General features: G+C 40.2%; 5 protein-coding genes. All 5 read left to right on the plus strand.

The features are described 5' to 3' along the window. Window positions 1-147: 147 nt before the first annotated feature. Window positions 148-858, plus strand: coding sequence for an RluA family pseudouridine synthase (locus E1163_RS19040; RefSeq protein WP_155174052.1), 711 nt, complete (start codon window positions 148-150; stop codon window positions 856-858). Between the two features lie 139 nt (window positions 859-997). Next, window positions 998-1,444, plus strand: a complete 447-nt coding sequence (gene rplM, locus E1163_RS19045; RefSeq protein WP_343033885.1) for a 50S ribosomal protein L13 — start codon at window positions 998-1,000, stop codon at window positions 1,442-1,444. A 3-nt stretch (window positions 1,445-1,447) separates the two neighbouring features. Then, complete coding sequence (gene rpsI, locus E1163_RS19050; RefSeq protein ID WP_155174053.1) at window positions 1,448-1,834, plus strand: 30S ribosomal protein S9; 387 nt, start codon at window positions 1,448-1,450, stop codon at window positions 1,832-1,834. Window positions 1,835-1,877: 43 nt separating this feature from the next. Then, entirely contained in the window at window positions 1,878-2,642 is a 765-nt protein-coding gene (gene rpsB, locus E1163_RS19055) for a 30S ribosomal protein S2 (RefSeq protein ID WP_155174054.1), read from the plus strand. 115 nt (window positions 2,643-2,757) lie between these two features. Then, a complete protein-coding gene (gene tsf, locus E1163_RS19060) occupies window positions 2,758-3,588 on the plus strand; it encodes a translation elongation factor Ts (RefSeq protein WP_155174055.1) in 831 nt (276 codons plus the stop codon). Window positions 3,589-4,091 lie beyond the last annotated feature (503 nt).

Below are 4,091 nucleotides of genomic sequence, written 5' to 3' on the forward strand. Positions count from 1 at the left end.
GCCAAAAACCAGAGGCCAGTAACCAGCAACTCAGTAGCCAATTGGCAAAAGCAGCAGGCAAACCAGTACCCGTAACCAGCAACTAGTCCCCAGTACCCAGCGCCAAGTAACCCAGCAGCAAATCAGAAAAAACATTACCTTTGCGCCATGGCAAAAATGAAGTTTGAGGATTTAATCATTTGGGAAGACGATAACTACATCGTTATTAATAAACCGGCATTTATTTCTACGCTTGCTGACAGGAATGATACTGTGAATATACTTGAAATGGCAAGGGAGTATTATGAGGATGCCCAGGTATGCCACCGGTTGGATAAGGAAACCACTGGAGCATTGGTTATTGCCAAAAATCCTGAAGCCTATCGCCACATGTCTATTCAGTTTGAAAACAGGGAAGTGAGCAAAATATACCATGCAGTCACTGACGGCATTCACGATTTTGATAATAAGGAAGTAGACCGGTCAATCCTGAAGTTGGGCAACGGAACTGTAAGGATTGATTATAAAGGAAAAGAAGCACAGACCTTTTTCAATACGCTAAAAGCCTACACCGCCCACACTTTGGTGGAGTGTAAGCCCATCACCGGCCGCATGCATCAGATCAGGGTACACCTGAGCAGTGTAGAAGCCCCGATTACCGGCGATGAAATGTATGGTGGCAAACCACTATATTTGTCTTCCATTAAGCGGAAGTATAACCTGAAGAAGTGGACCGAGGAGCAGCCGCTTATTAAAAGGCTGGCGCTACATGCCCACAGTCTTACCTTCAAATTGCTCAACGGTAAAGAACTCTCTATTGAAGCGCCATACCCCAAAGACTTCAGGGTGCTGGTGGAGCAGTTGGAGAAGAATAGTTGATAGCGGCAATTTGTTGCAAAAACGGGAATCCAAATATTTTCAAGGTCCTGTTGCATTTCAAAATATATACATCTATCTTTGTGTCCCTTTTTCAAGGGAGGAATTATCTATTGTCAAAAAAATATAAAGCTTTTACAGCGTGGATACTTTAAGTTATAAGACAGTTTCGGCTAACAAGGCAACAGTAAACAAAGATTGGGTCATCGTTGATGCCGAGTCTAAAGTTTTAGGCCGGTTAGCCAGTGAAGTTGCGAGAGTGATCAGAGGAAAGCACAAGCCTGATTTCACTCCGAATGTTGATTGTGGAGATAATGTTATCGTTATCAATGCAGACAAAATAAAGCTGACAGGAAAGAAGTGGACTGATAAAGTTTACGTTTCCCACACCGGATACCCTGGTGGTCAGAGGTCTGCTACTCCCAAAGAGGTTATGGCCAAAAAATCATCTACAATCCTTGTAGAAAGAGCCGTAAGAGGTATGCTTCCTAAAACAAGATTAGGAAGGTCCCTATTCAAAAATTTATACGTTTATGAGGGTGCTGAGCATCCGCATGAAGCTCAAAAACCTAAAGAAATTAAACTATAATCAATGGAAGTAATTAGTTCAATAGGAAGAAGAAAGACCTCAATTGCCAGAATTTACATGACTTCTGGTAAAGGAGAGATCACTGTGAATAACAAGAGCGTAGAGGATTACTTTCCTGCCGGTATTTTGCAGACCATCGTTCGCCAGCCACTAAACACTGTTGGTCAGGATGGTAACTTCGATATTAAGGTTAATGTTGACGGTGGCGGACCTGCAGGTCAGGCAGAAGCTATCAGATTGGCATTGTCCAGAGCTTTGTGCGAAGTAGATGCTGAGAACAGATCTCCTCTTAAAAAAGAAGGTTTTCTTACCAGAGACCCCAGAATGGTCGAAAGAAAGAAATACGGAAGAAGAAAAGCGAGAAGAAAGTTCCAGTTCAGTAAACGTTAATATTTGCTGTTAACGGAATATAAATAAGAAAACAAATTAATTAATGGCTGATAAATTAGAATATAAAGACTTACTTGATGCTGGTGTTCACTTCGGACACTTAACGAGAAAGTGGGATCCCAAAATGGCTCCATATATCTTCATGGAGAAAAACGGAATCCACATTATTGATTTAAATAAGACCCTTGAGTGCCTCGACAAAGCATCATATGCACTTAAGAACATCGTAAGATCAGGAAGGAAAGTTTTGTTTGTAGCTACTAAAAAGCAGGCACAGGATGTTGTGACTGAGGAAGCTAAGAGACTAAACATGCCTTATGTTACTGACAGATGGTTAGGTGGTATGCTTACCAACTTCGCTACTATCAGAAAATCATTGAAGAAAATGTCTTCAATTGATAAGCTGATGAAAGATGAGGCTTACCTTAACCTTGCAAAAAGAGAGAGATTGACCATCACCCGTGAGAAAGAGAAACTGGAAAGAGTTCTTGGTGGTATTGCTGATCTTAACAGGTTGCCTGCAGCCCTTTTTGTGATCGATGTTAAGAGAGAACACATTGCTGTAAAAGAAGCTCAAAAGTTAAATATCCCTGTATTTGCTATGGTGGATACTAACTCTGATCCTTCAGGAGTTGACTTCCCTATTCCGGCAAACGACGATGCGTTTAAATCTATCTCGCTTATTACCAAGCAAGTGGGTAAAACAATCGAAGAAGGTTTGATGGAAAGAAAGAAGGATAAAGAAGAAGCAAGTCTACAGAAAGAAGAAGATGCTAAAAAATCAGCGGACAAGGAATCTGTAGAATAAATAAAATAAATTATACCGATAGATAATTCAAAGAAAATTGAACATTGGCCATAAACTGATGTTCAATTTTTTATTAAAGACAAATCAAATTAAGAATACTAAAATATAAGTAACTATGGCTATTACAGCAAAAGACGTAAATAAGCTTAGGCAAATGACAGGTGCCGGAATGATGGACTGCAAGAAGGCACTTACCGAAGCTGATGGCGATTTTGATAAAGCAATAGACCTTCTAAGGAAGAAAGGACAAAAAGTATCAGCTTCAAGAGCTGATAGGGATACAACAGAAGGATCTGTTTTCGTAAGGACAAACGGTGACAACACCGAAGGAATCCTTATTGCCCTGAATTGCGAAACTGATTTCGTAGGCAAGAACGAAGAATTCCAGAATCTTGGAAATGCTATTCTTGATGTTGCTTTTGAAAAACAACCTGCTGACATCGAAGCCCTTAAACAGGAAAAACTTGGCGACCTTACTGTTGAAGAGAAAATTACTGAACTTGTAGGTAAGATCGGTGAGAAGATTGAGATCAGTGAGTACGTAAGGGTTAATGGTGAAGCTGTGGTGCCTTACATCCACGCCGGTAGCAAATTAGGGGTTTTGGTATCCCTTAAAGGTGTAAATGGTGCTGATGTACAAGAGGCAGGAAAAGATGTTGGTATGCAGATCGCTGCTATGAACCCTGTAGCAGTAGATAAAGAAGGTGTTGATGCCTCTATTGTTGAGAAAGAACTGGAGATAGGCAAAGAGCAGGCTTTGGCAGAAGGCAAGCCTGAAAACATTGTAGAGAAAATAGCTGAAGGTAAACTTCAGAAATTCTACAAAGATAACACCTTGTTAAACCAGCAGTTTGTTAAAGATAGCTCTGTTACTGTAGCAGCCTATCTGGATAGCATCTCTAAAGGTTTGACCGTTTCAGAATTTAAAAGAGTAGCTATCGGATAAATAAGATAGTTCTTAAAATAACCAGAAAGGCCGTTATAACACCCGTTATAACGGCCTTTTCTTTTTAATCTCCTACAAGATAACCAGGAGGAAGCCTGAAGAGGGATCAAGCGAAATTTCTGGGGAACCCCTAACACTTTCACCTCTTTGCTGACAGACAGTTGTTAATAGCAATCGGCAAAAGCAGTAGGCAAACTCGTATAATTATAACCATAAGCGCGGCTTACTCATTTTTAGTGGCAAGTTTTCATTACTTGCTTTACTTTCCAGTCCATTTACTCCACAGGTTTTATGTTTGTTCCTAAAAGAGTCGGAAAATAATGCTGCAATGTGAAGTTCACTGCTGGAATCAATAGTATGTGTCTTTTACTTTACTCGTCTTGCCAAACTGCTTTTGCCGATTGCTGTTGACAACTTTTGCTGAACACTGATATTAAACGTTGGTTTCTTTCTGAAAATCCTGCCTCATGCTAAGCTTATCTTCTGATAATAAATCGTTTACA

The organism is Fulvivirga kasyanovii, assembly GCF_009711405.1.
GTDB classification, from domain to species: domain Bacteria; phylum Bacteroidota; class Bacteroidia; order Cytophagales; family Cyclobacteriaceae; genus Fulvivirga; species Fulvivirga kasyanovii.

Bases quoted from the DNA above. Each gene is read 5' to 3' on its own strand.
- rpsB (WP_155174054.1), top strand. From the start codon at position 1,878: ATGGCTGATAAATTAGAATATAAAGACTTACTTGATGCTGGTGTTCAC.
- rpsI (WP_155174053.1), top strand. From the start codon at position 1,448: ATGGAAGTAATTAGTTCAATAGGAAGAAGAAAGACCTCAATTGCCAGA.
- E1163_RS19040 (WP_155174052.1), top strand. From the start codon at position 148: ATGGCAAAAATGAAGTTTGAGGATTTAATCATTTGGGAAGACGATAAC.
- tsf (WP_155174055.1), top strand. From the start codon at position 2,758: ATGGCTATTACAGCAAAAGACGTAAATAAGCTTAGGCAAATGACAGGT.